We start from the raw sequence: 5,498 nt of genomic DNA on the forward strand, positions 1-5,498 counted from the left end.
AAATAAATCCGATCCCCATGATTCCCATGCTGACTATGGCAAAGAAAAGGGCGATCAGACGTATATGAAGAATCTGTTTGAGGATGATCGCTTCGGGCAGGCTCAGCGCCGTCACTGCCATCATAAACGACAGTGCCGAACCCAGCAGCATCCCTTTTTGGGTCAATACTTCAACCAGCGGCATGACACCTGCGGCAGAAGCGTACATGGGTATCCCCATCAGTACGGCGACGGGAACCGTATACCACGCATCTCCTCCGGCATACTGCGCGATAAACTCGGCAGGGACATAGCCGTGAAACCACGCCCCGACTCCGACCCCGACCATTACCCACAGATAGATTTTATGAAATATATCACGGGTATTGCTCCACGCTTCATGTACACGTTCACGAAATGGCGGATTGTAGGTCGGCAGCTCGATATCACCGGAGAGGGGAGGGACGGAAATCAGGACATATTTTTCGACATTAAAGCGCCCTATGAGCCATCCTCCCGCAATAGCGACGAAGAGACCGAATCCGATATAGATCGCGGTGATCTTCCATCCGAACAGCCCAAACAGCATGGCGATAGCGATCTCATTGTTCAGCGGAGCGCTGATGAGAAAGCTGAACGTCACGCCGATGGGGATACGCGCCTGCAAAAACCCTAAAAACAGCGGGATTGCCGAGCAGGTGCAAAACGGGGTGATGATCCCAAACAGCGCCGCGAGGATGTTTCCCGTAAATTCCCGTTTCCCCGCCAGATAGGCGCGCACTTTTTCGGTGTTGAACCATGTCCGCAAAAAGGATACTGCAAAAATGATCGACAGGAGCAAGAACCATATTTTGATCGTGTCATAGAGGAAAAAATGGAGCGCCTCACCGAGTTTTCCGGAAAATCCGAGCCACTGAAGGATGATCGTCCCGCTGAATTCCTGCCACATCAGCCGCAGAGCTCCGCTTGGATGATCGGCAAGAGTGTCGCTTCGATCAGATCGAGCGTTTTAGCGTATTCTTCTACCGCTTTTCCGCTCGGATCTTCGAAAGAGACATGGATCGTTTTGACGGCCTTTGGAAACATCGGGCAGGTCTCGTGTGCGTGATCGCAGACGGTGACGACGAGATCAAAGGCAGTGTTGATAACCGTATCGATCACTTTGGAGTGGTAGGAGTCTCTCCAATACCCTTTTTCTTCGAGAAGTGCCTGCGCGTTCGGATTGACGGCTCCGCTGGCACGGACTCCGGAGCTTTGGGCATACACGCAATCGCCCATTTTAGCGTTGATCAGTGCTTCAGCCATGATAGAGCGGCAGCTGTTGCCGGTACAGAGGATAAGGACGTTTTTCATAATTTACACTCTCCAGTTTGTGATAGTTTAATAAGCGGGGGGAGTTCAATCCCCAGACAGCGGATTTCTGCCAGTGCTTCACTGCGGAAGCGGTCCAGCGGACTTCGTATAGAGTAATACGCCCAGGTCCCGCACCGTTCAACCCGCAAAAACCCTCCGTCTTTGAGGATTTTGAGATGGCGGGAGAGGCGCGACTGAATCATTCCGAAACTCTCCTGGAGATCACAGACACATAACGCTCCGTGTTTATCTAAAAATGCGAGGAGTCTGATGCGGGTTTCATCATTAAGTGCCGACACCGTTTCCAAAAAAACATTCATAGAATACCTCCGATTTATGAAAGTGTAACAAAATAAAAATAATATATCAAGATATGTTGATATATATTTTAAAATACGCTACCATATCATCAAACGATACAAAGGGTAATTGCGTGTTAAAAATATTGTTTGTTTGCAGTCACAACAGCGCACGGGGTCAAATGGCCGAGGCATTTTTCAATAAGTATGCACATGAAAATGAGAGTGCCGAAAGTGCGGGTGTCGAGCCCGGTGTACTTAACCCTTATGTGATCCGCGCGATGGCGGAAAAAGGGTTCGATATCTCCGGAAATCAAACCAAATGTATTTTTGAACTTTACAAAGAAGGGCACCATTTTACCCATGTCATTTCGGTATGTGATCCGGAAGTAGCGGAACAATGTCCCGTATTCCCGGGAGTACTGAAAAACGAGCATTGGAATCTCAAAGATCCTACGGCGTTTGTCGGCAGTGATGAAGAGATCATGCAGCAGGTTCGAGCCGTTCGCGATTCGATTGAAGAACACGTCAAAGCCTTTTTGGCAGATTAAAGAGAAGGAAATTTCATGCTAACTGCCGTAGGACTTTTTTTAGCGACGCTTGTGTTTGTCATATGGCAGCCGCGCGGATTACAGATCGGCACAACGGCCGTCATCGGAGCGGTTGCAGCCGTGGTGTTGGGGGTTGTCAGTATCGCCGATGTCTGGACGGTGACTGGAATCGTATGGGATGCGACGCTTGCGTTTATCGGGATCATCCTCCTTTCGATGGTACTCGATGAGATCGGTTTTTTCGAATGGGCGGCGCTGAAAATGGCACGCCTCTCGGGCGGAAACGGCCATCTGATGTTCGTCTATATTCTCATCCTCGGTGCCGTGGTTTCGGCATTTTTTGCCAATGACGGCGCGGCGCTGATCCTCACCCCGATCGTACTCGCTAAAATGAAGCACCTCAAGATGAATCCGATCGCCATGTTCGCCTTTTTAATGGCGGGGGGATTTATCGGCGACAGCGCGAGTAATCCATTAATCATTTCCAACCTGACCAATATCGTGACGGCAGGGTATTTCCATATCGGGTTTTGGGAATACGCCAAAACGATGTTCCTGCCGAACCTTCTCAGCATCATTGCCTCTATCGCCGTACTGTGGGTCTATTTTCGCAAAGACATTCCGACGTTCATCGATATTACCCAATTGGCGACACCTGAATCAGCGATTAAAAATAAGACGATGTTCCGCCTCAGTTGGTGGTTTTTGGCTCTGCTGATGGCGGGGTATTTCATCGGAGACCGCTATCATCTTCCCGTATCGGTATTCGCCCTCGGCGGAGCGTTGGTCTTTCTCGCCATCGCCACCTATTTTAAAGCGACCAAACCGATCATGACGATCAAGGCAGCACCGTGGCAGGTCGTATGGTTCAGTATCGGGCTCTACGTCGTCGTCTACGGTCTCAAAAACGGGGGGTTGACCACCTATCTCGCAGGGGTGATCACCGAATTGCAAAGCATGGGGAATGTGTATGCCGTTATCGGAACGGGCTTTCTCTCCGCGATCCTCAGTTCGGTCATGAACAACATGCCGACCATCATGGTAATGGACATCGCGATTGCCGAAGCGGGAAATCAGGCACTGGCATATGCGAACATCATCGGCTGTAACCTCGGACCGAAAATGACCCCTATCGGGTCGCTCGCGACGTTGCTCTGGCTGCATGTCTTGGCGCAAAAAGGGGTCAAGATCGGATGGGGCGAATATATGAAAGTGGGATTGGTGATTACGCCGCCGGTGTTATTGGTAGCGTTGATCGGGTTGCTTTAGAATTTAATTTTTTCTGCTGTTTTCTCTTATCCTAGATCGTCGGGCTCATAACCCGAAGGTCGTCAGCTCATAGTTGGCCTCGCAACCAATCCTAAAATCTTCTAACTTTAATACATCAATCTTTATCGTTTTATTACCAATTCATCCCAGGCTCGGGTCTGTCTTGTCGAAGCTGGTATCATCTTACCGATTTGTACCTGCTTGGCCTGGAAAAGATCGTCCCCGCTGAAGCTGTAAATAGGTACGAGGTCTGTCCGCACGTTTGCAGGCAAGATCTTGTAATTGTAATTGTCCATGATCAGAGGGATTGAGTGTTCTGTCTCATAGTAGGAGAGCACTATATGGGATGTCTTTAGGCGCAACGACTTCGCATAAGTCATAAAGAGCTTGGAAGTCTGCACACCAAGCTCTTTGAGAGTAAAGTATTTGGCGATGACATAATCTTCGCAGTCACCTTTGCCTTTTCCGATGAACTCCAGCCGTGTGGCCCAGTAATCGCTGATACCCCATATCTTTTCATCAGATTGATACGGAAAAGCGTTAAAGAAGTCGTTGACTTTCTCCATTTTTCCCATGTCATCGAGATCCTTTGCTTCGTTCATCGTCTCTACGAGTGCTAGCGCCGTGCGTTTTGCAAAAATACCGTACTCTTTTTCGATTTCGTCTGTAAAACCTTGTGGATATATTTTGTAACTGTTGTCAACAATAGGAGTTTCGATGCTTTTATCAATTTTCGGCTGCTGTGCACATCCACCTAATAATAAAACCAATATAGTTATTATCGATACCAATGATATATTCACCGGGGACTCCTTAATAGTAGAGATTTACATCACAAAAATAACGAAATTTTTTTGATAGATAAGTATAAATCAAAAAACATTCTAATTTCTTATTTCGCGCTCATAACCCGAAGATCTGCATACGGATATTATAGCTGACAAATGAAATTGGTATAAGAAGCAATTATTCTGTAAAATAGCAAACTTTTTTACCGTTAGGATTACTATGGCTTCATCAGAATGCGCACTGCAAGGCGTCATCGCACTTTACAGCGATTTGGCCCAAAACCCTTCTAAAGATTTCGGATGGGACAAAGGCCTGACAAATGCCCGAAATCACCGCTACAAAGAGGAGTGGATTGAGAAACTCCCTACGGCGATGTGGGACTACTGCGCCGCAGTCGGAAATCCGTTCGAGCTAGGAGAGTTCCCTGCGGGGGCAACAGTTTTGGATTTAGGATGCGGTGCGGGTGTCGATCTGTGTGTCGCAGCATTGCTGGTGGGCGAGAGCGGAAAGGCCATCGGGGTGGATATCACACCGTTGATGGTCGAAACCGCAAGCCGTCATGCCAAAGAAGCGGGCTTGAACAATGTCGAAGTGATGGAGGGGAATCTCGAACATCTCCCGATCGACAACGAAAGCGTCGATATCGTCATCTCCAACGGCGCGATCAACCTCGCTTCCTCCAAACCCAAGGTATTCGAAGAGATATTCCGTGTCCTAAAACCCGCAGGAAAGCTCTATTTCGCCGATATGATCGATATATCGGAAGGGAGCTGCGCCACGTCATGCTGTGCACCAAGTGCTTCGGAGGGCGATTGGGCCAACTGCGTGGAAGGGACTCTAAAAAAAGAGGCGCTGACCCTGATGATGAGTGAAGCGGGATTCGTGAATGCCGAGTGCACGGGAACCAACCACTATACGACGGCTCCGACGACTGCGGGTGCGACGTTTCGCTCAACTAAAGGGGACGGGAACATCAAGCAGCGCCACTGGGAAAACGTCTATACGACCAAGGAGTTGAGCAAAGTCGGGTGGTATCAACAAGAGCCATCGATCTCTCTCTCGCTGCTGCAAAAGATAGGCTCAACCCCAAAAGACGCATTCATCGATGTCGGGTGTGGTGTCTCGACGCTGGCAGACACACTGATCCGCTTAGGCTATAGAGATATTACGCTCCTCGATATCTCATCCAGTGCGCTGGAGATGGTCAAAAAACGGCTCGGGGCTTCCGCTGATCTCCCCGTCTATCATGCCGGTGACG

General features: G+C 49.1%; 7 protein-coding genes. 3 read left to right on the forward strand and 4 right to left on the reverse strand.

Features of this window, described 5'->3' with window-relative positions; genetic code table 11:
* From WAO38_RS10970 to WAO38_RS10980, 3 genes are all read right to left on the reverse strand, one after another.
* Positions 1-928 (reverse strand): permease (locus tag WAO38_RS10970; RefSeq protein ID WP_422237055.1); only part of this gene is annotated, 928 nt, incomplete at its 3' end.
* Complete coding sequence (locus WAO38_RS10975; protein ID WP_422237056.1) at positions 928-1,332, reverse strand: arsenate reductase ArsC; 405 nt, start codon at positions 1,330-1,332, stop codon at positions 928-930. The genes WAO38_RS10975 and WAO38_RS10970, both read right to left, overlap by 1 nt.
* Complete coding sequence (locus WAO38_RS10980) at positions 1,329-1,652, reverse strand: ArsR/SmtB family transcription factor (protein ID WP_422237057.1); 324 nt, start codon at positions 1,650-1,652, stop codon at positions 1,329-1,331. The genes WAO38_RS10975 and WAO38_RS10980 overlap by 4 nt, the downstream gene beginning before the upstream one ends.
* Positions 1,653-1,765: 113 nt before the next feature.
* Between WAO38_RS10980 and WAO38_RS10985 the strand changes: the two genes are divergently transcribed.
* Both WAO38_RS10985 and WAO38_RS10990 read left to right on the forward strand, forming a co-directional pair.
* On the forward strand, positions 1,766-2,182 hold the full coding sequence (locus tag WAO38_RS10985; protein WP_422237058.1) for an arsenate reductase ArsC: 417 nt from the start codon (positions 1,766-1,768) through the stop codon (positions 2,180-2,182).
* A 15-nt stretch (positions 2,183-2,197) separates the two neighbouring features.
* On the forward strand, positions 2,198-3,451 hold the full coding sequence (locus tag WAO38_RS10990; RefSeq protein WP_422237059.1) for an arsenic transporter: 1,254 nt from the start codon (positions 2,198-2,200) through the stop codon (positions 3,449-3,451).
* A 122-nt stretch (positions 3,452-3,573) separates the two neighbouring features.
* Here WAO38_RS10990 and WAO38_RS10995 read toward each other — a convergent pair whose 3' ends face one another.
* Positions 3,574-4,254 carry a transglutaminase-like cysteine peptidase gene (locus tag WAO38_RS10995; protein ID WP_422237060.1) on the reverse strand — a complete coding sequence of 227 codons (681 nt, stop codon included), beginning with the start codon at positions 4,252-4,254 and terminating at the stop codon, positions 3,574-3,576.
* A 205-nt stretch (positions 4,255-4,459) separates the two neighbouring features.
* Here WAO38_RS10995 and WAO38_RS11000 point away from each other — a divergent pair.
* Positions 4,460-5,498: methyltransferase domain-containing protein (locus WAO38_RS11000; protein WP_422237061.1), on the forward strand; the 1,039-nt coding region annotated here is incomplete at its 3' end.

This window comes from Sulfuricurvum sp. (assembly GCF_049277495.1).
In the GTDB taxonomy this organism is placed as follows: domain Bacteria; phylum Campylobacterota; class Campylobacteria; order Campylobacterales; family Sulfurimonadaceae; genus Sulfuricurvum.

Coding starts and splice junctions, on each gene's coding strand:
- WAO38_RS10975 (WP_422237056.1), bottom strand. CDS start 1,332: ATGAAAAACGTCCTTATCCTCTGTACCGGCAACAGCTGCCGCTCTATC.
- WAO38_RS10990 (WP_422237059.1), top strand. CDS start 2,198: ATGCTAACTGCCGTAGGACTTTTTTTAGCGACGCTTGTGTTTGTCATA.
- WAO38_RS10980 (WP_422237057.1), bottom strand. CDS start 1,652: ATGAATGTTTTTTTGGAAACGGTGTCGGCACTTAATGATGAAACCCGC.